Source organism: Vreelandella venusta, from assembly GCF_007989605.1.
GTDB lineage: Bacteria > Pseudomonadota > Gammaproteobacteria > Pseudomonadales > Halomonadaceae > Vreelandella > Vreelandella venusta.
Genome location: NZ_BJUL01000001.1, coordinates 215732 through 238368 on the forward strand (window position 1 = coordinate 215732; position 22637 = coordinate 238368).

The window sequence follows — 22637 nt, forward strand, 5'->3', positions numbered from 1 at the left end:
TCAATTGGTTACAGAGATTAGCGCTTCTTTTCGTCAGTGCTTGGTTGCCATCTGGTTGCCGATGCGCGGCAATCTGGCAACCACGCTATCCCATCGTGTCGGGTCTGCATGGGCATACCGGCTTGTTACGGTAAGCGATGAATGCCCCAGCAAATCCCTGATACTCGTTAGTGATTCCCCCTTACTGGCAAGTAATGAAGCGTAGCAGTGGCGCATATCGTGAAAACGAATATCCGGCCGCCCAATGGCTTCCCGGGCTCTTTCAAACGCTCCCCTGACTCTATCTCCCGTTGTTGCAAACGGTAAGTTTTCAAGCAGCGGTATTGCCTCTTCTGACAGCGGAATGACCCTGGGTTTACCGTTTTTCGTCTGGTGTGGTTTGAGCACAATTCGACCGTTGTAGACATTTCTCGGCTCCAGTGCAATCAACTCACCACGTCTCATCCCTGTCAGCATGGCTAGTAAAACCACCTTCCGTTCGATTTCATACCGTGCGGGAACTGCTTCCAGTAGTTCGGCAAGTTCCAACTCCGAAAGGTAAACGTGGCGCTCGTTTTTTGGCGAGGGCTTACGCAGTTTTCCGTCGAGCGGCAAGTCGATCCAGTCCCATTCGCGATAAGATAGCGAGAGCACTCGTTTGACGACCTGAATGCGATTATTGATAGTCGACTGTGCCAACCCCTTCTCCTTGAGCGCCTTCTGCATTCTCCGTGCAGCATCCAGTAATTCCTGCCCGATGATCACGCCTGGGGCATTTTCGTCCATCCACCTAGCCACAAGAAGGATATGCTGCTTCTGGGAGCGAACATCGTACTCGCTGACCATCCGCTGCAATCCTTCCGAGAAGGTGTATTTGGGCTTACGGCCCATGACACCGTTGAACTCATCTTCTTGGCGCTGTGCTTCTGCCTTCAGTGCATACTGCCTTGCTTCTCCTTCTGTGCGAAAAGTTCGCTGAGTACGTTGGCCGTTGAGCCTGACGCGGACGACCCACGTGTCACGATCTTTTCTTTTTGAAACTGTGTACCCCATTCTTGATCCTCCTCCCGCTGAGGATCACGCCTGCATCCTCTAGCATACCTCTCAACCGTTTCATGCTCAAAGCGAATGGCTTTCCCAAACTGAAGAAACCCGATGGTTTGCTTGTTGCTGTACACCCAGCTAAGGCTCATTCCCAAATGTTCAGCAACCTGTTCGGGTTTCAGTAGGGCTCTGTTCATAGCTCTTACCTTGTTCTGCACTGGATTAGTGGTTGAATTTTTGCAAGTTGCTGTGAAATGCACACTGGCTTTCCAAACTCTGTTTAAGAATTTAAGCTTCTGTATTGATTTTTTTCTTTTTTTCTGTTTTAGGGGGGCAATGGTTCGGACAGTTTCATGACACGATAGCGCCGTAGTGGCACATCTCGTCAAAGTCGAGCTGGGATTTTATACAATTGAAGTCCAGGCCCAAGTAGGAATAAAAGCGCTCCAGCAGATGCTCGTTGGCATTGAAGGTGCGCTAACGGGTAATGGAAATCACTCGCCTATCGCCTGAGAGTTGCTGTCGATCCTCAAGCTTGAGAAGGTTCAACGCCGTCATCGACGCGTTAAAATTAAAGTGCAGCGCTTTTTCCTTACGTGCCTGACAGTTATTTAGCCCCAGAAACTGTTTGGCATCGCGAAACAGGAGCTTAATCTGGAAACACGCCTTGTAGTACGCCACTAATGTCATGGCCTTCAGCGACGTATCCGTCGAAAACAGTAAGGCCGTTTTCATCTTGTCATCTATGCGCTTGACAGGATACACGACCTGTAGATCGCGTTTGGAATGCGCACTGTTGACGATCGCGATATACTCCTGCGTCTCGTTCATGTTGTATCTGCTCACGTCATCAATACGAAATTTTCCATCGTAACAGTGCTTTTGCCTTCGGGGTTTCTGTTTTCTCTGATACAGTTAACCCAGGTTAGCGTCATGACGTAGCTTGCGGATCTAATGTAACCCCAGGGCTACGACGCTCTGGAGATAGCGGGTTCTACTGCAAGACCCATCCGCCACCAGATAAAGTACCTGAGGCAGTAGCGATGTCCGATCCTGCTGGAAATGATGAAAATAGCTATCCACCCGCGACTGTTCGCTATTGGGATTATCTATCGTTTGCTGCGTTGACAGGTGATAGGTCGTATTTTCCGTCACGTTCATCACGGCTAGCGTCGATATTTCCAGCTCCTTTTCAAGCTTGCCTGTGCCGTGGCTGTAGAACTTTCCCACCACCTTGGTGTGTCGGCCGTCTCTTCATGGAGTGATTGGAGGCTTAGACGGTTGAGCTCGTTGAAGTCAAAATCACACCGATACCACCGCGAAAAGGTCTTCTCATGATGATCACTGTAACGACTGAGGTTACGGAGATTGACACGCCCTCTCAAGCACATCAGCAAGGGCAACAGGACGAAGATAAACTGCCACTGAGGCTTGTTGAGACTGGACATCTGCTGTAGGACTGTATTGACTATTTCCATAAAAGCCTGTGCTCGGATGGTGATGTTGTCGGAGAACTCATTATCGGAATATCAGACTTTTTTAAAATTACCCGAATCATGAAGCTCGTGGTGCGTACAACATGGTTATTTAATTTGGAGGCAGGAATGACAGAAATAGATTCTTGGCAGATAGTCTATAAACGGGCAATTGAACTATCTGTTTCTTTAACAAAAGAACAAATGAATAGTGAAATTGATTGTCTAGACATAGAAGAAAAGATCCAGCGTATTGCGCAAGATATATCTGCAGGGTGTATTAACCCTGAAGATGACTGGTCGTTAATTATTAAGCCAGTTAATAACAAAGCTAAGCTTGACGAGAAAATAGAAGAGGCTTTGGAAGTCGCATTCCGTCAAACGGTATTTGTTCGTATACTGTTTGAATACAATATGAATAAGATTGTGAAAGAATATGTAGATGGTTTAAAGGCAATCGAGATAATGGAAGTTGGAAAAAAAATGATTTCTGCTTTGGAATGCGCGCATCAGCATGCTACGGCGTGGAGGGTTTTGAGTGAAGTGCGTAATAATAGTTATGTAATTAGATCTCAAAAAGCAAATCAAATAAAGCAAGAGAAAAATAACGATAGAGAAGTTTTGCTTCGTAGTCTTATACTTCCCTGGCTTAGTCGGCTGAGACCACGGAATGGGTGGAGTAGCCATGTTCTTGCTGCGCAAGAAATTACTCCTAAACTAGCTAGTTTTGCTGATTCCCTGCAGTTACCTATTTTAGAAAAAGAAGATGAGCTTTCAGAGATGGTTGAAAGTATGATTTGGAAAGAACCACAGTTAAGAAAGGCTTACAATGAGAATGCAAAAAATGCTCTTAAAGAGCCAGTTAAAATGCGAAAAGTATGTGTCAAAATGTGCTAGAGAAATACAAGGTGACCCTGATGAATTATGTTTGAATTCTAGTCCAATAACTTGAGATGATTTACAAAGCTTGCCGCCCCAAAGGGGCGGCAAAGGAGGGAGATCATAATGTACTCATGTTTGGTGGCCCCATCCATGGCATCAGGTCGATAAAGCGCGTTCGGCAGTGGGTAAATACTACCACTTGTTGTTGAGCAATGAGCACATCCAGAGCTGTCTTGAGCCGCTTCTTATCACGCAAGGAGCGCGGAGCACGTTGGCGTACATCATTGTATCGCATTATACGCCAGTTAAATTGTCGGAGTTCGTTGAACCATCCGTGTAGGTGATAGGCATCTTGCTCCTCCTGAGGAGGCGGCATAAACACTTGCTGGAAATCTCCCGAATAGTAGAGACACAGATCTGTAGCCATCTGTACTGTCTCAGCGCTGATGCCCCCTTTTTCACCCTCAAATAGGTGAAGCAGTGCTGCAACACGAGCCACGTTCTCAGCGAGTTTTGACCCGTGGTCGGGGCAAGCTTCGAAGTATCCACCAGGCCCCATCTGTCGTTCGATTTCATTGGCTATCTGTACCCAGTAGAGTGAACCTTGTTCGGTAAACTCCAATACTTCACGTGGCGTGTCAGGCACGTGTGCTAAGATTAGGTTCTCTCGGGTTAGGGTGGCTAAGCGTGATTCTGCCTGCTTCCAGGCCTCAGGTTCTGGATTAGTATGTAATGAGTAAAAACGCTGACCTATTACAGATGCAGGTGCGCAGACTAGGAAGCGAGCTAACATTCCAGAATCTCTTGCCTGCTGCCCTTGGCTCTCCATGTATGTTTTCAGAATGCCGGGCTGCACCATCAAGAGTAGCATCAATCGTTTATCGTCCAAAATGATATCCTCCTTGGTGGCTCGTGTGATAACCGTATTACCGCCGCTCCATAGTGAGTTGATATGGCTACGTGATCGGTTCATGGCACCTTTGAAGAATACTTCCGCTTCGTCGGTAGCTAGAGCTGCACTGGGTATGTTTTTTTCCAAGCCCGAGAAGAGAGCCTCAGGTGTGGTATCTTCATACAATAGTCGGAATTCGCGAGGTGGATTAGGTCGCCGCTGATGTAGCTCTTTCAATAACTGACGCTCGTGATTTGCTGTACATTTTTTTGTCCGTTTGCGGTAAATCAATTGGGTTAATACTTTCTCTTCAGTACGCCACTCTTCCAGCTCACCTCGGTAATTATCCAGACGTTTTCGCCATTCTCCTCGCTGCTTGCGCTGCTCTTCTTGGATAGGGTGTAGTACTTTATCGTAAAGAGTGGATTTCCCCTCACCTGAGCCTCCCACTCCCAGCACGCTAGTTGAAGTGGGCTTGATTGCTCCGTAGGGCATCTTCAAATCATAGCGGCCTTGTGCCACCATGCTGATGCCTGCAATCAGTGTCAGGACAGTTAGTTCCATAGATACTTGGCAGTGCAGATGGAGGTCATTTGATGCTCTCCACAGCAAAGTGGGAGCGAGTCTCTGAACATCGAATTGGCCTGGTGCAGGCAGTACGGGTTGAAAAGGGTAGCTCATTGTCACTGTCTCCTGTTTAGATTGAACCGTCATCAGACGCGTTCTGATGACAAGCCGCAGGATGACGTTTACCAATCTTTAAGTATGCTGCTCAGCTTAAAGAGAAAAATTTATCAAGCATGGCTATTGACAAAATATCATTTTTACCTTAGCGATAATCCGTGTTTTCAGCTAGCTAGAAGAAAATGGCTATTTTGGCTATTCGTAGCCGCTATAGCAGGTTTCTGAGAGTCGTTGAGGTCATTTTTCCATCTATCTTGACTTATTCTTTTGCTACAAATTTTTGCTGCGCTGCACAAGATTGACTGATTTGCTGCTCAAATTTTGGATTCAGGGATCCTTTTTTCATGAATAGCTATGAGAAAAATGGCTCTATCAGAGTGCGTCAAGCCGAAAACTTGTCTTGTACTAAGCCGTTCTCAGCCGACGATGCTGTCAATCGTCATGCCGCGATAGCCACCACTGTCTAAGCCAGGTAAGCGCTGGTCCAGAAGGCCGCCGTCGACCTTGTTCCCACTCCTGGTAGGTGCGTGGATTGAGATTCAGTACACGAGCAAACGCGACTTGGGTTAATCCTCGTTGACGCCGGTAATCAATTAGGCAAGCGATCAATGCGTCTGTCGATTCCGGAAGAATTGGCTGGACAGGATACGGCTCAGGGATAGCTGACGAGGATAAGGGGGCACTGGAAGGCTGAGGCGAAAAGTGTGGGGCTATTTCTTCCTTCGGTATAGGGCTAGGCTCAGAAAAGGTGATCCCGTGCTGTTGGGCAAATTGACGAATTGTCTCTGCCTGCTCGGGGTGATCCTGAATCAGTTGGGTGAAGTAACCATCGTAATCGTGGCGGGGCATGGGAAGCTCCTGACGGGTGTGAACGTTAAGCCTGGGAAAAAGACGGCGGGATGACAGGCGCTGCCGTAGCGCGCTTTGCAAGGGCGCGCTCAGTGGTGTTTTGGGGCGGTTATTTCACACTGCTGCAACCGTCATTGCCGTATTGACTCATAGAGATGAGGTAGTGCGGGGTGGCTACGATTGCCTTGACCAGTTAGCCTTGTGAAAAAGAATTACATCAGGAATATAGTGAGATGAAGGAATCAAGCAGCCAGCTAGTCAGCTTTTATAAAGGTGAAGGTATTGACCACCAAGGACGAACGATTAGAGAAGTTTGGCAGCTCTCCCATTTTTGGCTAGAACATACCCACGACTATATTCAGTGGTTATTCCCTATTCCTGAAGCAGGCCGGTTTAATAGCTTTGCGCCACTGCTGCAGTATGAAGATCAGATCGCATTTGCGAATGAGGAATCACTACAGTCTAGCCAGCGTCGTTCTCTGGACGTGATGTTGGCGTTTTTTGGGCTTGAACGTCAGGGGGGAGGGATAAATGCACTTCCTGAGCTGAATATGCGCGAGCACACCTGGTTGAAGCGGGGTGGCCATAACCATCTGCGTATCTCGCGCATTATCCGTAGCCTGCATCTTTGTCATCAGCCAGGATTAGCTGAAGCATTCCAGCAGGCTGTCATTGTGATCGGGACCACTCAAGGTGTTGTCTCTGAGCAATCAGTGTCCTACTGGCGCTCAGCTAACAAAAGTTGAGAAGCGCTCAAGATCATCCCTGAATTTCAAGAATCACAATCTGGAAAGCGCGATCAGGTACTACTTCACGATTTGCGTTTAGGTAGGGGAATTGTGGGTCAGAGCTCACTATATTGACCTCAATGTCGCCTAAGCCAACTTCATGTAGCGCCGTATCAAGGCGCTGAATTAGACGGTCAATGGTGTTTTTTTCGGACGGACATCGACGTGTTAATACTAGGTAATTTGTTTTCAAGCTATGTCGACCAGCGCTTTTGCTGATCTGTGCTAAGCGGCTAATATCGCTGAGCATTCCACTTGTCTTGTCTCCACGTTTGAACTCCAGAATATGTGCTGGGCGACCTTTCTTGCCAGTATGAAGCACTAGGTCGAACCGTCCATCTGATCTCAGGTCGGTCTCACAGAGTAGGTCAGAGATGTCACTGACATTCATATCAGATGCTTCAAATGTCCGTTTTACCTGTGCTTCAAGCCGATACCCGAAATTTACAAAATTCTCTGCAAAATAGTCAGCCACACGCATCGTCATGAAGTATTCAGGCATGCGATGCAGGGAAGAGTATGAAATACGCTGTGCTTCTTCGTGTGCCGAAAGCAAGGCATCCATGATGGCATTGATACGGTTGTTGGGTGACGACTTCATTTACTGCGTCCTTAAGAGAAATTGGTTAATTTAAGTAAATTACCACAACACCTTATATAGTGCTCCGCCAATAATGGTTCACTCTGGTTAATTTAATGCCAAGATTCAGTCAGTTAGCGGTGACTATGCAAGATAGCTCGGTGGCCGTCTCCATACCGCTTGCTGTAGAGCTTGCACAGGTAGCTGCCTCGAAAGAACATGGCCGGAAAGACTGCATACTGGTTGGCAGACTCCAGGTAGTAATGGCTGTATAACGGCATCTGAAGGCTGAAGGCATTCCAAGCCTCATGCTCCACAGAATGTCCACAGCACAGCTGCACACGGGGCTTAACCACTTCTTCCGGCAGATTCAAGGCACTTGCCCAAGCTCCTACCAGCATGTTAAAGAGATTGGTTCGGTCATAATCGACGGTACCAGGCGAATTATAGGCATTCAGGTTCAAGAACAGCATCAGGTGGAAGTGGGGGCGTCCGTGCTGGCTGTACTCTCGAGCGATCACATAGCGCACACGGCGGTTGTGAGGGCTGCTTCGGCGCTGCCCGTCGTGTTTGACCCTGGCTTTAAACGAGTCGATACAGCGCTGCACAGGAGCGTTGGTGAAGGCGTCTGCAGGCAAGGGCACGCCATGCGGTAAGGTCAGATCAAATCGGCAGGCCAGCACCCGCCGATGATCGTCAATGGCTTGCCGCGCTACCCTATAGAGGATATCCAGGTATTCTTTCGCTACTGGGCCTTTATGCGTCTGGATAGGCAGCTCTACGCCAGACCCAGGTGAGTAGGTAGGCGTATCAATCGGCGTGAGGTTGCGGTTTGCACAGGTCACATCAAGCATAGGGGCTCCTGTTTCAAGGTGCTCTGAGATGCATCGCCCTGCAAGGCGTGCGTCGATGCTGAGGGAGGCGATTAGCTATCAGGCTTCCCGTAGGAAACCATGCTAATCAATTGAAGATGCAATATCAGATGTTTCAACACTCACTGTGGGTGAGTGTTGAGTGAGTCAGAAGGCGTGTGAGGCATGTAGGAATGAGGTGATACGTCTGCATGAGTAATAACGACACCTGGGTGGTGTCGTTTGATCCGTGAGCACTAATGCTGTTACACGTAGGTAATTGACATAAATAAAGTATAGGTAATACTAACGTATCCTAACTCTATGATCTGCCAAGACGTATTGTGCCCCGAGACCTTTTATCAAAAAGGGCTGGGAAAGCCCTTCAATGTCCTAGCTGACCTCACTCTGGAGTTATATACAGCAGGATGAAGCGATATAAAGCTCAGCGATAACGCTGAGCGATGGACAGCACTGAATCGTTCTATCTCGTTGTTTCCTACATAGTATGTCACGGCAGTGACGGAGTACCCGCTAAGCCGGTGACACTTTTCCCTACCCAGCTTAATTTAAAAAAATCTCAGCCCCGTATTACTTGAGTGAAGCCTTCCTTGGGCTTTGGATCATTTCCCTCACTCAGGAGAACCTTATGTTTCGATGTCCACACTGTGATTCGTCACAAATTATCCCACGCCACCTGGGTCACAAGGTTGGTACGACCACGGGGATGGCTACTGGCAGTGTTAGTGGCGTCCTGGGAGCGTTACACGGCGCGAGAACCGGTGCTGCTGCTGGCAGCGTTATGGGCCCATTCGGAGCCGGTGCAAGCACTTTAGCCGGAGCGGTCTTTGGGGCTTTGGCTGGAGCCGCTGCAGGCGGCGTTGCCGGAGGGCGATTGGGTGAAACGTTAGATAGTCATGTGCTGGATAACGTCGAATGCCGTAACTGTGGCCACACCTTTCGCTTACCCACGAATGAGTATCCCACCTATTAAACGCGCAGGGTTGTTCTGAACGCCGGTGTAATCCTTTACCCCATTTTATATTTACTGATTCTCTACGGTTTAGCTCGCTACCTTTTGGCGCGGGCTGTTATGCCGTGTCTGACCGTTTTATCGAGGAGATTGACCTATGGCACATTGTGTTGAACACATGGCTTACGTTGGTGATACCCCTTGGCATGGCCTGGGGCAACATCTGTCTCGTCATCAACCGCTGGAGGTCTGGCAGCAACAGGCTGGTATGGACTGGCATATTGAAGAAGCACCGGTGCGCTTTATTGCCGAAGGGGCTAGCCACCTGGGCAGCATTTACTCGTTCCCTGAGCAAAAGGTGCTCTATCGCTCAGATACCAAAGCACCGCTGTCGGTGGTGTCACAGCGCTATAAGGTGGTGCAGCCTGAAGAGATCCTGGAGTTCTATCGCGACCTGACGGAGTACGCCGGATATGAGCTAGAAACAGCTGGCGTGCTCAAAGGCGGACGTAAGTTCTGGGCGCTAGCTAGGAGCGGCTTAAGTACGTCGCTCAAAGGTCAGGATGAGGTCAACGACTATTTGCTGTTGGCCACTTCCTGCGATGGCACTCTCGCCACCATGGCAACGCCGACCACGGTGCGGGTGGTGTGCAATAACACGCTGCAGATTGCCATCGATGGCACGTCGCAAGCGGTGAAGGTGCCCCACCGCTCGGAGTTCGACCCCAGTGCAGTGAAACGCCAACTGGGTATTTCTGTTTCTCAGTGGAACGACTTCATGTACCGCATGAAGGCGCTAGCAGAACGTAAGATCGACCACAGCGAGGCTCAGCAGTATTTTCAGTCAGTGCTCTGCGGTATTGATAAAGCGATAGACGATCCTTCCAAACTGCCTAACTATCGGGCGCTTAACAAGGTACAAAAGCTCTACCACGGCGAAGGCCGCGGCTCTCATCTCGACACTGCCAAAGATACGGCTTGGGGCTTGCTAAATGCTATTACCGAGTATGTGGATCACGACAAGCGTGCGCGCAGTAACGATACTCGATTGGATTCAGCGTGGTTTGGTCAAGGGGCTCAGCTCAAACAAGAGGCCTTGGATGCCGCCCTGCAGCTGATGTCGTAGTCGTCCATACATCCATACCCACAAGCGATCCAACAAATGATCATCCTAACCCTCACGGCATAGACGCCCAGCCCTAAAAAAGGCTGGGCGTTTTGCTGTGGGGCTTATGCCGCGAGGTACCCGCATGAGCTTTGTTTCCGACGCCATTGAGATGGCGCTCATTCGACTGACCAAACAACTGCTTGAACACGACGCACACAAAGCAACGTCGCTGGTGTGTGCACAGGGCGAGTTTTATCGCGCGGAGATACGCCTGGAGCGTATCGATCCCGCAGACATTGCGCGTCACTTACCTGACGTTCCTCCACTCCTTAAATGACACACCCCATGAACAGGGCTGACCAGCCCGCATTTCCCTATTCACGTAACAGGAGGTGCCCCATGGCACAGCGTACTCATGTAGTAAATGCGTCTCCCCAAAAAGGCTCAGTACCTTCCATTAAAGCAGACGCCAACGCTCAATATTCCCCCAGCTCAGCGGCGCTAGAAGCGCACCCTACGGCTGATAGCACCGCCATTATTCAAGTGATTGAGCGCGCGGCACTTAATCCCGACGTCGATATCGACAAAATGGAGCGCTTGCTGCAAATGCAGGAACGCGTGATGGATCGACAGGCCATGATGGCTTATAGCACTGCCATGGCCGCGATGCAGACTGAACTACCCAGTATTGAAGAGCGGGGTAAAACCAACAACGGCTTCTATGCCACGTTGGAGGATATCGTCGACACCGTGCGGCCCATCCTGCAAAAGCACGGCTTTGCGGTGAGCTTCCGTATTCAGACCCAGGAACGCGGTATTCAGGTCACCGGAGTACTGATGCACAAGGATGGCCACCGAGAAGAGACCAGCATGCTGCTGCCTGCGGACATGAGCGGTAACAAAAACGCGGTACAGGCGTTTGGTTCGTCTACCAGCTACGGCAAGCGCTATGTACTTTCTGCGCTGCTCAACATCACCACTCGTGGGCAAGACGATAACGGGCAGATCAGTACACGAGCGGCCGTTAAGAGGGTCACGGCTTTCCAGGCGGGGCAGATTCAGCGTTTGTTCAGCCAGTGCCCAGCTACTACCCAGGAGTGGTTCAGCGGCAAATACGGCGCTGCGGTTCAGGTGCCCCAGGCAGATTTCGACAAACTCCGTGCATCCCTCACCAAGCGAGCCGTGAAATAGCGGCTCAGCCTGACCACTCATCGCTTACATGAGGCGTGTATGAAGATACTCACCATGCCACAAGGCTCACCGGAGTGGCTGGCAGCGCGTCTTGGGCGCGTAACCATGTCAGAACTCAAGACGTTGCTGGTGAATGGCAAAGGTCCCAGTGGGTTGGGTGCCGGAGCCATCACCTACATGCATCAGTTGATCGGCGAGCGTATGACCGGAGAGCTGGCCGAGCCGTTTCAAGGCAATGCCCATACCAAGCGGGGCCAGGAGCTAGAGAGCGTCGCTCGCTCGCTGTATCGCGATATGACCGGCGCACCGAAACCCAAAGAAGTGGGCCTGATCCTCAATCACAACGCGGGCTACTCACCGGATAGCTTGATTGGCAAAAACGGCCTATTAGAGATTAAGACCAAGCTGCCCAAGTTTCAGATTGAGGTGCTGCTTAGCGGGAAGATACCCGACGAGCACGTGCCCCAATGCCAGGGTGGGCTCTGGGTCAGTGAACGGGAATGGATCGACTTTGTAAGCTATTGGCCGGGTATGCCGCTGTTTGTGAAGCGTGCTTACCGAGACGAGGCTCTGATATGCACGATTGCCGAGCGGGTTGAGGCCTTTCATGAAGAGATGGAGCGGCGCATCGAGAAATTATCCGTGGCATAATATCGATCTGCGAAAATATACAGTGCTCGATATTTGTAGTTGAAATTTATTATAGGAATTTAGTTATGTATTTTGAATTAATAGACCATATCTTAGCAAGCACTGTTAATAGTTTTCCTGAATTATCTGAAGACGCCGAACTGAAAGCCTCATTTACACACTGGCTTCAGAACAGGGAGTTCTTGTATAAAATGCAGGATGAGCGGGTTATAAATTTCTGGAAAACGGAAATTGATAATTTCTTGCGAATGAAAAATACGTCGGAACGAGAAATATTTAATAAAATTCCTTTTTATTCTAACGGTGATCAGTTCGACTTTATTGACTTGTTCGCTGGGATCGGTGGTTTCAATCTGGCTTTAACAAGTGTTGGTGGACGTTGTGTGTTATCTAGTGAATGGGATAAGTTTGCCAAGAAAACATATATGAATAACTACGGGAAAATCCCTTTTGGTGATATCAATCAGTTTACTGGTGAGAATGTTGATGACCATGAGCTGGACGCTCTAATACCTGATCATAAAGTGCTTGCTGCTGGTTTTCCTTGTCAACCATTTAGCAATGCGGGAGTTTCAGCAAGAAACGCCTTGGGCACACCGCATGGATTCGAGTGTGAGACACAAGGGACACTATTCCACTCAATAGCCAGAATTGCCTATGTCAAGCAACCTGAAATAGTCTTCATGGAAAATGTTAAAAATATCATCAGCCATGACAAAGGAGCTACTTTTAACGTTATTAAAACAACAATGGAAAGCCTTTCCCAAGGAAACCCCGAGAAAGAAAATTACAGATTTTATTACTCGCTCATCAATTCCGAATCACTCGTGGCCCAGAGACGGGTACGCTGTTATATGGTTTGTATAAGAGAGGATGTTTGGGAAGCGAAAGAAAAGATTGGCTTCGCTTTTCCTGACATAGGCGGAGAAAGCATACCTTTGCGTCAGGTTGTAGAAAACACATTGCCGATAGAGGCGGCGGAATATACAATTTCAGATGCCTTGTGGAAAGGGCATATCAATCGAACCCAAAGGAATCTGGCCAGAAAGACAGGCTTCACAGCTTTTGAAGCAGATTTGGATAGGCCCTCAAATACAATAGTTGCCAGGTACGGAAAAGACGGTAAGGAGTGCCTTGTGCCTCAAGAAAATAGCAACCCAAGAAAACTAACGGTGAATGAATGTCGTCAATTATTCGGTTATCCGGATAGCTTTATTTTGCCTGGTTCGAAAACATCCGCATATAAACAATTCGGAAACTCTGTCGTAGTTCCTGTAGTTGAAAGAATAGCCAGAAAGATTTTCGAGTATCTATAGGTATGGAAGTGGGCAGTAAGCTGCCCGCTTATCTTACGCTTAAGCGCCATAGAGATTATAGATTTCTTCAAGGCTTGCGATCAAACCGGCTTTTTGTAAAGCATCTTCTCGTTTTGCATAAAGATTAGCTATTATTTCTTTTTTTTCAACCTCGGCCGCAAAATGAATTTTCCGATGGCAGTTAGGGCAGAGAGATACAAGGTTTTCCACCACATCCAACGATGATTCAAAATATTCGGTTTTTGAAACTGGGATCAAGTGGTGGGCTTCCATATACTGTTTGGATGTGGAAGCAGATATAAAGGTAGTGTGTTCTGGGTTGTTCTCGCAGGTGTAACCCGCAGCTTCTAATGCCTCAACAGCTAGTACAGGGCTACGTTCATATTGAAAACCCTGTGTAGAGCGTAATTTCATTGGTGGTTTTGGCGAATTAACTGCCTTTTGATATTCCGCATCATCCTCGTCAATCAGATAGTTATTTTCGTATTGAACTGCTTTCTCACCAATATCAGAAAAAACGCTCCAATCAATATTGCTTGTAAAGCCAATGAAAGGTAAATCCTCATTCTGCTGAGTAAAGATAAAAAAAGTATCACCGGGCTCGGGATAAAATCCAGTGCTTTTAGAAAAATATAAGCGAAGTTCATTACCTTTCGCTTTGGGAAACTTCAGTGCTAAAAGCTCTTTTTTATATTTTTTTGCCTTAAAATCGTAAATATTGAACTCTTGCTTGTCTGGTTTACCGTCTGCGGGACCGCCTCCTGCACGTGTGATACTTTCAGCTCTATACTTAGAAAGTAAAACGGCTTTCTCATCTTTGTCCAGGGTAACTGATTTATCACCTGTTGCTTCACGGTCAGTGATTACAGAATAGGCACCACTTTCGGCCTTGAACTCATTCGCCATAGCTGCGTTGAATTTAGTCACGATATTTTTCCCTGTTTATTTACAGGGAGGATGGTAAAGGAAGATTTTTTGCTCGTCAACCGGTGTTTTTACAGGGTAAAGTGGCTGGTGTTGTAAAATCTTTAAGCGTTTGAATTTAAAAGGTTAATTATTCAAAAAATATTTAATTTTAGCTAACAATCTATCGGTTTCGCCTAATTCACATTCCCATATCACCAATACTTCCCAGCCCATTTCCCTGAGCTTAGCAATATTTCTGTCGTCCCTTTCCCTATTTGCTTCCAGCTTGGGTAGCCAAAAGTCTTGTCTGGATTTTGGAGGTCTCGATTTTTTGCAATTTTCATGTAAGTGCCAAAAGCATCCATGTACAAAAATCACCTTCGATCTTTGTCGGAATACCAAATCCGGCTTTCCAGGCAACCGCTTATCGTGCAAACGATATCGATACCCTTCTTTATGGATGAGACGCCGTACAATCATTTCCGGCTTGGTATCCTTGTGGCGAATTTTGCTCATCATCCAGCTGCGGATCTTGCGATCGACACTATCAACCATCGGCACTCCAGATGTAGATTGGACCCATGAAGGCCCTGCAGTCGCTGCTTCGTCCTGATATTCACATACCGCAATTATTTGCAAAAGAGGAGTGCTCCTATGTCTAGAACGGCGCTGAAGGCAGAACGAAAAGCGATGTTGACATAAATAGAAACAATTATTAGCCGACGTCCGATCCTAGAATTTGATCCCGATGCTGGGATCGTCAAGCGTAACGAGCACTGGTATGCAGAGTTTATCGTTCACTACCCCCCGTACCCAGGGCAGCATTTCTGCGCTTCGACCTGGTTTGAAGCTAGATGTCACAGCATCGGAGCTTAATGGGTTCGTCGTAGTGCGTTCTGTCGGCTCCTTGTATGCCGATGTTCTTAATTTACACCAATAAGTAGCTACCTTTCCTGTGATTAGCCTACCTACCACGATCAGCGAGAAGCTAGTGGCCTTGCTATGTCGCACAGCCCAGGGGAATCGTGATCCTTCCCAAAAAGACGGCGAAACGCTGGTGATGCACGTCTATGACCCTCAAATGACGACATCCGGTGGATATGACAGGGCCGCATTACGCACACTGATAAGGCGGTAATACAGACGGAGGTGGCTCAGTTCGGCAACCAGCATGCGCAACTTGTCACCAGCCCAGCAGATGAACTTCTATATGGCCTCGGGTACTTACAGACCATCCATCAGGATCGCTACGAGCGCTTTATCGACCCGCTGGCTCATCGCGATGAGCCAGCGACCTGGAATAAAGCTTTAAAATAGTGAACGAATTAGCTCAATAGCCGCTGGCGGAAGTCAGGGCTGAGCGCTAAACCCTGTTTTCCATTACTGCGCGTATTGCGCTTATCAGGTTACACCCTGGCTCATTGTAAGACACTTTGTGTAGTTTGCTGTGTCGTCCCCGTCATCTTGCTGCAGCGGTAGCAACTTGGTTGCTAACTGGTCGACGCTTGGTTGTTATTTGGCTGCTAACAGGGTGAAAGCGATGTGGATAATGTAAACCATGTAAAACCCTAACTCTTTGAAAATACTTTTTTTCGCATTGCAGGCGCGATCCCAAAGTTGGTTTGGTTGCACTCATAATCCCTTGGTCGTAGGTTCAAGTCCTACTGGGCCCACCATTCAGATCAACTACTGAAGAATTTTCTGTCCCATAGTCCAAGGGTACAGAGCTGATCTTTCAGGCCCTGGGAGTTTTTGTAGCCTCGTTGTCAAGCCCCCTCTGGTAGCTGGAAAGCCGGCATCAGCAAATCGGATTGGCAAGCGGCACCTGCCTACGTTATCCCCACTAAGAAACTCAGCAGCCAGAAGAGCGAACGCTTCAAGGTGAATACGCTGATCGAGCACTTGGATAAATATTCTCTAGCAGCTCTTACGCCAGAACTAGTCGCCAACTACCGTGACAAGCGTTTTAACAGTTTGGGGCGTGTTGGATCTCGTGTAATTGTGCAAACAAGCTAAGAGCTTGAGTATCTGCTTCAGGTCATCGCCTGAGGCATAACGCCGAGTCGCCAGCACGTCGTTAATACGTCCGTTGGATATTCCACCATGCCATTCGTCTGTGACCTTCCCAGATTGATCAGGCGGTGTTCGCGCCTGATCAAAGGGGGGGAAGGGTATTGCTATCCAGCTGGCCAAGGCATGTCGTACGCATATCATTGCCATCACTGGATCCGACAAGTAAGGGAACAACCGTATCTCTAGGTCATTTTAGGTCATCGTCACCACCACACGCCCGCGAATTCGTCCAGAAAGCAGGTCGTCGGCCGCTTCGATAGCCTCATCAAGAGTGATAGAGCGAGTGATAGCATCAAGCTGCTCGGGAGCCAGCAGCTCTCCCAGCCGCCGCCATGCCTCGAGGCGATCCTCGCGAGGGCGCATCACACTGTCGACTCCTACCAGTGTCACTCCACGCAGAATGAATGGGGCGACGCTGGCAGGCAGGTCCATGCCTTGAGCCAGGCCACAGGCGGCCACGCTGCCACTATAGCAGGTGGAGGCCAGAACGTTGGCCAGAGTGTGGCTGCCTACCGAGTCGATTGCCCCCGCCCAGCGCTCTTTGCCCAAGGGGCGCCCCGGTTCGGAGAGTGTGGCACGATCGATCACCTCTACGGCGCCGAGTTCCTGGAGGTAGTCGGCTTCCTCTGGGCGGCCAGTGGAAGCTACCACTTGGTAGCCCAGCCGCGCGAGCAGTGCAATAGCATAGCTGCCCACACCACCGCTAGCACCGGTCACCAGTATCTTGCCCTGCTCAGGCGTAATGCCCTGCTTCTCAAGAGCCATCACCGAAAGCATGGCTGTATACCCGGCAGTACCAATCGCCATGGCCTGGCGCGGCGTAAAGGCTGCTGGCAACGGAATCAACCAGCGGCTATCCAGGCAAGCCTTTTCGGCCAGACCTCCCCAGTGAGCCTCACCCACGCCCCAGCCGTTGAGCAACACTGCGTCACCGGGGGCAAAGGCGTCATTGGTGGTGTGTTCCACTGTTCCGGCCAGATCGATACCCGGCACCATGGGAAACTGACGAACTACTGGCCCCTTGCCTGTAATCGCCAATGCATCCTTGTAGTTGAGAGTACTGCAGTCGACCCGGACGGTGACATCGCCCTCAGGCAGCTTCGACTCATCGATGTCTTTTAGCGTTGCCTGCTGTTTGTCGTCATGCTTTTCGATCAGTATGGCCTTAAACATGTAGCACCTCGTATTGTGAGAGTCCCTTTTATAGACCGATCGTCTATAAAAAGGCCTGAAGAAGCCTCGTTTAGCGGGGCAAGCCTTGAAGATACGTTGAGATGAAGATCCTCAGTGGATGCGCGCTGTGCTCTAGCTTCGCTCGCATCACGGCGCCTTCCCAGCCAATCCAGAAAGCTTTAGCTAAGAGGTCGCAATCGGCTCCCTTGGCGAGCTCGCCCGCCTCGCGAGCCTCTTCAAGGCAATGGGCCAAGCGCTGCTCCCAGTCGGCTAGGGTTGCGAGCAACCAGTCGCGATAGCCCGTCGGTAGCCCGCCCGCCTCCTGTCCTAGGTTTCCTACCAAGCAACCCCGCCGATAACCATGGCGTGCCATGCCAGCAGAGGCATCTTCGACGAAGGTCTCCAGGCGCGCTAGGGGAGGTTGCGACATATCGCTCAAGTGGCGATCCAGTTTGGCAGCGAAGTAGGCGCCGTAGTGCTCTATCACGGCACGCCCGAAGGCCTCCTTGCTGTCGAAGTAGTAGTAGAAGGAGCCCTTGGGTACACCGACCCGCTTGAGAATGCCATCGATGCCTGAGGCGATGAAACCTTGCTCAGTTAGCACCTCTAGTCCGCTCCGAATTAGCGCGGCGCGGGTATCGGGATCCTTCCGCGGTACCTTGGGGGGACGGCCTCGGCGTCGAGCCTTGGGGAGTTGGGTAGTTGTCATAGAAATAATATAGACTGATCGTCTATTAATTACAACCGACCATCGTGCTCGACCACCCGTTACCGGCCATGGAAGTCGAGCACCGCCCCGGAATAGATCTGTTACCGAAGACTGACGGTGTTTACTCACCTAGTCCTGTATGGCCCTCACAATGACCAGATATCGGCCAACGCATCGCGTACGGCGGCGATGACCGGCTCGTCGCGCCGCTCCTTGAGCCATATGAAGCTCAGTGCGCAGGGCAGGCTGATACCTTTGGCAACGATGAGCCCTCGTTCCTGGCGCTCCTGCAGGGCATTGGCATCACGGGCTAGGGCGAGTCCAACGCCAGCACGCACTAGGTCGATCATGCAGGGCTCCTGATCGACCTGGGCCACACGGTTCGGTGTGAGGCCAAGAGGTAGCAGTTGTTTGGCCAGTAACCGGTAGTGAACGGAGCGTCTTGGCGTGACAATCCAGGGCAGGGCGGCCAAGCTAGGCCAATCGGTTCGTACCAAACTTGATGACCAGCCTTCAGGGGCAATGATGTTGTAAGCGAAATACGTCAGTTCAATCATCTCTACCTCCGGCGCCCCTTCAACTGTCTCCGGCTGTTGCCCCGGGGATTCGAGGTAAAACCCGACATCCAATTCGCGGTGCAACAGGGAATCCAGCACCAAGCCACTGGTGCCATGATGTAAGTCCGTCTCGACCTGGGGAATCCGCTGAACCAATTGATGCAATAGAGCACCCAGGCGAATAAATTCCGGGTCGACGATAGTGCCAATGCGCAGGCGTCCACGTAGGGTGTCGTGCATCGACTGAGCTCTAATGTCAAAGGCTTTTAGTGCAGCAAGTGCTGTCTCCGCGGGTTTTAAGAGATTCTGGCCATCGGTCGTCAGTGCAAGCCCCTGAGCATGACGCTTGAAGAGCGTGAGTCCGAGTGTCTCCTGCAGCTGTTTGAGCTTGAGGCTGACGGCGGGCTGAGTCAGATGCAGCGCTTCGGCTGCGCGCGACACGCTACCTTCATGAGCAACGGCGACGAAGGCGCGTAGCGCCTTAAGGTCATGCATGAATGCCTCCTTACAAATGATCGGTTCATAGAGCGTCAAGATATTTGTAAAACTTATATCTTTCTTTTGACTTTCTCAATTGATTACATGCCGCCTTACGTTAGTCTTGAGCCGACAGAGCCCTAGTGTATAGGGCTTTAAAAGCTGCAGTGCAACATAAGAAGAGAGGCAGGTATGACCATCAAGCGAATCGAGCATTATATCAACGGCCATAAGACGAATGGCGTAGCCGATAGCCACCAAGAAGTCACTAACCCGGCCACTGGCCAAGTGACTGGTCAGGTCGCGCTAGCTTCCCAAGCTGACGTGGACAGCGCCGTGGCCGCTGCCCAGGCTGCCTTCCCTGCATGGGCTGATACGCCGCCGATTCGCCGAGCGCGAGTGATGTTCAAGTTTCTCGAGCTGTTGAATGCGCATAAGGACGAGCTGGCCGAAGCGATCACCCGTGAGCATGGCAAGGTATTTACCGATGCCCAGGGCGAAGTGGCGCGTGGTATCGATATCGTCGAGTTCGCCTGTGGTATTCCGCAACTGCTCAAGGGTGACTACACCGAGCAGGTCAGCACTGGTATCGACAACTGGACGACCCGTCAGCCGCTGGGCGTGGTCGCAGGTATCACACCGTTTAACTTCCCAGTGATGGTGCCGATGTGGATGTTCCCATTGGCGATTGCTGCTGGGAATAGCTTCGTGCTTAAACCGAGCCCGCTGGACCCCAGCGCTTCGCTGATGATGGCTGATCTGCTTAAGCAGGCTGGCCTGCCGGATGGCGTCTTCAACGTAGTGCAAGGTGACAAGGACTCAGTGGAAGCGCTGATTGACCATCCCGACGTCAAGGCGCTGTCTTTCGTTGGTTCGACGCCCATCGCCAACCTGATCTATGAGCGTGGAGCGCGCAGCGGCAAGCGCATCCAGGCGCTGGGTGGCGCCAAGAACCACATGGTGGTGATGCCCGATGCCAACCTCGACAAGGCCGTCGATGCCCTGATCGGCGCGGCTTATGGCTCTGCAGGTGAGCGGTGCATGGCGATCAGCGTAGCAGTACTGGTCGGCGACGTGGCTGATAAGATCGTGCCACGACTGGCTGAGCGGGCCCGTGATCTGAAGATCAAGAATGGACTGGAACTCGATGCCGAGATGGGGCCGATTGTCACTTCCCAAGCGCATCAGCGTATCACTGGCTACATCGAGAAGGGCGTGGCCGAAGGCGCTGAGATGGTTGTCGATGGCCGCGATTTCGATTCGTCCGTCACCGGAGAGGGCTGTGCCGACGGCTTCTGGATGGGCGGCACCCTGTTCGACCACGTGACCCCGGAGATGACCATTTACCGGGAGGAGATCTTCGGCCCGGTACTGGCCTGCGTGCGTGTACCGGACGTCGCCACCGCCATTCAGCTAATCAACGATCACGAATTTGGCAACGGCGTTAGCTGTTTCACCGAGAGCGGCAGCGTGGCTCGCGAGTTCGGTCGGCGCATTCAGGTCGGCATGGTTGGCATCAACGTGCCGATTCCGGTGCCCATGGCTTGGCACGGCTTCGGTGGCTGGAAGCGTTCGATGTTCGGCGATACCCATGCCTATGGTGAAGAAGGGGTACGCTTCTACACCAAGCAGAAGTCGATCATGCAGCGTTGGTCAGACTCCATCGACGCAGGCGCCGAGTTCGCCATGCCGACGGCAAAATAATTCCTCCCTTCACTGACTGACCGGTATGCCGGCCGATCGGGGCGAGTCCCCGATCGGAGATCGCCCGCAGGCGGGTCGGCATGCCCAGCGAGAGCACGCCATGGCTGATCAGACCAACAATACCCATGCCTTTGACTATATCGTGGTGGGCGCCGGCACTGCCGGCTGCCTGCTTGCCAACCGACTCAGCGCGGACCCGGCCAACCGGGTGCTGCTGATCGAGGCCGGCGGCCGTGACAACTATCACTGGATCCACATTCCGGTGGGCTACCTGTACTGCATCAACAATCCGCGGACTGACTGGCGATTCCGTACCGAGCCCGACCCGGGCCTGAACGGTCGCTCGTTGATTTATCCGCGGGGTAAAACCCTGGGTGGCTGCTCCAGCATCAATGGCATGCTCTATCTGCGTGGCCAAGCTCGCGACTATGATGGTTGGGCCGAGCTAACCGGTGACGATGCCTGGCGTTGGGATAACTGCCTGCCCGACTTCATGCGGCACGAGGATCATTATCGCTTGGACGAAGGGGGCGACGCCGATCCTGACCACTATAAATTCCATGGTCATGGTGGCGAGTGGCGCATCGAGAAGCAGCGCCTGAAGTGGCAGGTATTGGCCGACTTCGCAACCGCGGCGGTGGAGGCCGGCGTCCCACGCACCCGCGACTTCAACCGAGGTGACAACGAGGGGGTGGACGCTTTCGAGGTCAACCAGCGCTCGGGCTGGCGCTGGAATGCCTCCAAGGCGTTCCTGCGGGGCGTTGAGCAGCGCGGTAACCTGACGGTTTGGCACTCCACCCAGGTACTGAAACTCGACTTCGCTTCGGGCGAGGGCAGCGAGCCTCGCTGCTGTGGTGTCACGGTCGAACGTGCGGGTAAGAAGGTCGTGACGACAGCCCGTTGCGAGGTGGTACTTTCTGCCGGTGCCATCGGCTCGCCGCAATTGCTGCAACTCTCGGGGATCGGTCCGACAGCGCTGCTTGCCGAGCACGCCATCCCGGTGGTGGCCGATCTGCCCGGTGTGGGCGAGAACCTGCAGGATCATCTGCAGATTCGCTCGATCTACAAGGTCAAGGGTGCCAAAACACTCAATACCATGGCCAATTCGTTGATAGGGAAAGCGAAGATCGGACTGGAATACATCCTAAAACGCTCCGGTCCAATGAGCATGGCGCCCTCCCAGCTGTGTATCTTCACTCGAAGCTCCAAGGAGTATGAGCATCCTAATCTCGAATATCACGTTCAACCGCTGAGCCTCGAGGCCTTCGGACAGCCGCTGCATGACTTTCCAGCCATCACGGCGAGTGTGTGCAACCTCAATCCGACCAGCCGTGGCACGGTGCGCATCAAGAGTGGCAACCCCCGCCAGGCGCCCGCTATCTCTCCCAACTATCTGAGCACGGAGGAGGATCGCCAGGTCGCCGCTGACTCCCTGCGGGTCACACGCCACATCGCCTCCCAGCCAGCCTTCGCCAAGTACGATCCCGAAGAGTTCAAGCCTGGGGTGCAGTACCAGAGCGACGAAGACCTCGCTCGGCTGGCTGGTGATATCGGTACCACCATCTTCCATCCGGTAGGCACCGCCAAGATGGGGCGCGACGATGACCCCATGGCAGTAGTGGATTCCCACCTTCGGGTGAGGGGCGTGACCGGCCTGCGCGTGGTGGATGCCAGCATCATGCCGACTATCACCAGCGGCAATACCAACTCACCGACACTGATGATCGCCGAGAAGGCAGCGGGCTGGATCCTAAAATCACAATAAAACTGACAGA

Annotated in this window: 23 protein-coding genes and 1 pseudogene; 11 read left to right on the forward strand and 13 right to left on the reverse strand. The window is 51.3% G+C overall.

From position 1 onward, the window contains the following. Positions 1-33: 33 nt before the first annotated feature. From HVE01_RS01000 to HVE01_RS01010, 3 genes are all read right to left on the reverse strand, one after another. A complete protein-coding gene (locus HVE01_RS01000) occupies positions 34-1032 on the reverse strand; it encodes a tyrosine-type recombinase/integrase (protein ID WP_146941891.1) in 999 nt (332 codons plus the stop codon). 468 nt (positions 1033-1500) lie between these two features. Further along, positions 1501-1854 carry a transposase gene (locus HVE01_RS01005; protein ID WP_146941893.1) on the reverse strand — a complete coding sequence of 118 codons (354 nt, stop codon included), beginning with the start codon at positions 1852-1854 and terminating at the stop codon, positions 1501-1503. A gap of 120 nt (positions 1855-1974) precedes the next feature. Then, positions 1975-2253: a hypothetical protein gene (locus HVE01_RS01010; RefSeq protein WP_146941895.1), complete on the reverse strand. Its 279-nt coding sequence runs from the start codon at positions 2251-2253 to the stop codon at positions 1975-1977. 374 nt (positions 2254-2627) lie between these two features. On the opposite strand from HVE01_RS01010, the gene HVE01_RS01015 reads away from it, so the two are divergent. Beyond that, on the forward strand, positions 2628-3395 hold the full coding sequence (locus HVE01_RS01015) for a hypothetical protein (RefSeq protein WP_146941897.1): 768 nt from the start codon (positions 2628-2630) through the stop codon (positions 3393-3395). Between the two features lie 103 nt (positions 3396-3498). Here the strand turns inward: HVE01_RS01015 and HVE01_RS01020 are convergent, their stop codons facing one another. Then, the gene (locus tag HVE01_RS01020; RefSeq protein ID WP_186808791.1) at positions 3499-4953 is read right to left on the reverse strand and encodes a YfjI family protein; all 1455 of its coding nucleotides are present in this window, start codon (positions 4951-4953) and stop codon (positions 3499-3501) included. Positions 4954-5388: 435 nt separating this feature from the next. Continuing rightward, positions 5389-5805, reverse strand: a complete 417-nt coding sequence (locus HVE01_RS01025; RefSeq protein WP_146941901.1) for a helix-turn-helix domain-containing protein — start codon at positions 5803-5805, stop codon at positions 5389-5391. A gap of 233 nt (positions 5806-6038) precedes the next feature. Between HVE01_RS01025 and HVE01_RS01030 the strand changes: the two genes are divergently transcribed. After that, positions 6039-6551 carry an opioid growth factor receptor-related protein gene (locus tag HVE01_RS01030; RefSeq protein ID WP_146941903.1) on the forward strand — a complete coding sequence of 171 codons (513 nt, stop codon included), beginning with the start codon at positions 6039-6041 and terminating at the stop codon, positions 6549-6551. A gap of 13 nt (positions 6552-6564) precedes the next feature. Here HVE01_RS01030 and HVE01_RS01035 read toward each other — a convergent pair whose 3' ends face one another. Both HVE01_RS01035 and HVE01_RS01040 read right to left on the reverse strand, forming a co-directional pair. Continuing rightward, complete coding sequence (locus HVE01_RS01035) at positions 6565-7194, reverse strand: hypothetical protein (RefSeq protein WP_146941905.1); 630 nt, start codon at positions 7192-7194, stop codon at positions 6565-6567. Between the two features lie 113 nt (positions 7195-7307). Then, the gene (locus HVE01_RS01040; protein WP_146941907.1) at positions 7308-8027 is read right to left on the reverse strand and encodes a YagK/YfjJ domain-containing protein; all 720 of its coding nucleotides are present in this window, start codon (positions 8025-8027) and stop codon (positions 7308-7310) included. A gap of 646 nt (positions 8028-8673) precedes the next feature. Between HVE01_RS01040 and HVE01_RS19995 the strand changes: the two genes are divergently transcribed. From HVE01_RS19995 to HVE01_RS01070, 6 genes are all read left to right on the forward strand, one after another. After that, entirely contained in the window at positions 8674-9018 is a 345-nt protein-coding gene (locus HVE01_RS19995) for a hypothetical protein (RefSeq protein WP_146941909.1), read from the forward strand. A gap of 136 nt (positions 9019-9154) precedes the next feature. Continuing rightward, on the forward strand, positions 9155-10123 hold the full coding sequence (locus tag HVE01_RS01050; RefSeq protein ID WP_146941911.1) for a DUF932 domain-containing protein: 969 nt from the start codon (positions 9155-9157) through the stop codon (positions 10121-10123). Between the two features lie 124 nt (positions 10124-10247). Continuing rightward, positions 10248-10442: a hypothetical protein gene (locus HVE01_RS01055; RefSeq protein WP_146941913.1), complete on the forward strand. Its 195-nt coding sequence runs from the start codon at positions 10248-10250 to the stop codon at positions 10440-10442. Between the two features lie 62 nt (positions 10443-10504). Continuing rightward, positions 10505-11296: an ERF family protein gene (locus HVE01_RS01060; RefSeq protein ID WP_146941915.1), complete on the forward strand. Its 792-nt coding sequence runs from the start codon at positions 10505-10507 to the stop codon at positions 11294-11296. 39 nt (positions 11297-11335) lie between these two features. Then, complete coding sequence (locus tag HVE01_RS01065; RefSeq protein WP_146941917.1) at positions 11336-11947, forward strand: lambda exonuclease family protein; 612 nt, start codon at positions 11336-11338, stop codon at positions 11945-11947. Between the two features lie 65 nt (positions 11948-12012). Continuing rightward, the gene (locus HVE01_RS01070) at positions 12013-13263 is read left to right on the forward strand and encodes a DNA cytosine methyltransferase (protein ID WP_146941919.1); all 1251 of its coding nucleotides are present in this window, start codon (positions 12013-12015) and stop codon (positions 13261-13263) included. Positions 13264-13302: 39 nt separating this feature from the next. On the opposite strand, the gene HVE01_RS01075 is transcribed toward HVE01_RS01070, so the two are convergent. Both HVE01_RS01075 and HVE01_RS01080 read right to left on the reverse strand, forming a co-directional pair. Continuing rightward, positions 13303-14190, reverse strand: a complete 888-nt coding sequence (locus HVE01_RS01075; RefSeq protein ID WP_146941921.1) for an HNH endonuclease — start codon at positions 14188-14190, stop codon at positions 13303-13305. Positions 14191-14313: 123 nt separating this feature from the next. After that, positions 14314-14808 carry a very short patch repair endonuclease gene (locus tag HVE01_RS01080; protein WP_244973746.1) on the reverse strand — a complete coding sequence of 165 codons (495 nt, stop codon included), beginning with the start codon at positions 14806-14808 and terminating at the stop codon, positions 14314-14316. A 510-nt stretch (positions 14809-15318) separates the two neighbouring features. On the opposite strand from HVE01_RS01080, the gene HVE01_RS19785 reads away from it, so the two are divergent. Then, positions 15319-15486 carry a hypothetical protein gene (locus HVE01_RS19785; RefSeq protein WP_186808792.1) on the forward strand — a complete coding sequence of 56 codons (168 nt, stop codon included), beginning with the start codon at positions 15319-15321 and terminating at the stop codon, positions 15484-15486. Positions 15487-16164: 678 nt separating this feature from the next. On the opposite strand, the pseudogene HVE01_RS20000 reads toward HVE01_RS19785, so the two are convergent. From HVE01_RS20000 to HVE01_RS01105, 4 genes and pseudogenes are all read right to left on the reverse strand, one after another. Beyond that, a pseudogene (locus HVE01_RS20000) lies at positions 16165-16316 on the reverse strand (IS481 family transposase); the annotation flags it as partial. A 118-nt stretch (positions 16317-16434) separates the two neighbouring features. Further along, positions 16435-17415, reverse strand: a complete 981-nt coding sequence (gene acuI, locus HVE01_RS01095) for an acrylyl-CoA reductase (NADPH) (RefSeq protein ID WP_146941923.1) — start codon at positions 17413-17415, stop codon at positions 16435-16437. Between the two features lie 70 nt (positions 17416-17485). Then, positions 17486-18124: an acrylate utilization transcriptional regulator AcuR gene (acuR, locus tag HVE01_RS01100; protein WP_146941925.1), complete on the reverse strand. Its 639-nt coding sequence runs from the start codon at positions 18122-18124 to the stop codon at positions 17486-17488. A gap of 146 nt (positions 18125-18270) precedes the next feature. Next, the gene (locus HVE01_RS01105; RefSeq protein WP_125750726.1) at positions 18271-19176 is read right to left on the reverse strand and encodes a LysR family transcriptional regulator; all 906 of its coding nucleotides are present in this window, start codon (positions 19174-19176) and stop codon (positions 18271-18273) included. 174 nt (positions 19177-19350) lie between these two features. On the opposite strand from HVE01_RS01105, the gene HVE01_RS01110 reads away from it, so the two are divergent. Together HVE01_RS01110 and HVE01_RS01115 are read left to right on the forward strand one after the other, a co-directional pair. Continuing rightward, positions 19351-20862 (forward strand): CoA-acylating methylmalonate-semialdehyde dehydrogenase, encoded by a 1512-nt coding sequence (locus HVE01_RS01110; protein WP_146941926.1) that lies wholly within the window; start codon positions 19351-19353, stop codon positions 20860-20862. 100 nt (positions 20863-20962) lie between these two features. Next, positions 20963-22627: a GMC family oxidoreductase gene (locus HVE01_RS01115; protein WP_146941928.1), complete on the forward strand. Its 1665-nt coding sequence runs from the start codon at positions 20963-20965 to the stop codon at positions 22625-22627. Positions 22628-22637 lie beyond the last annotated feature (10 nt).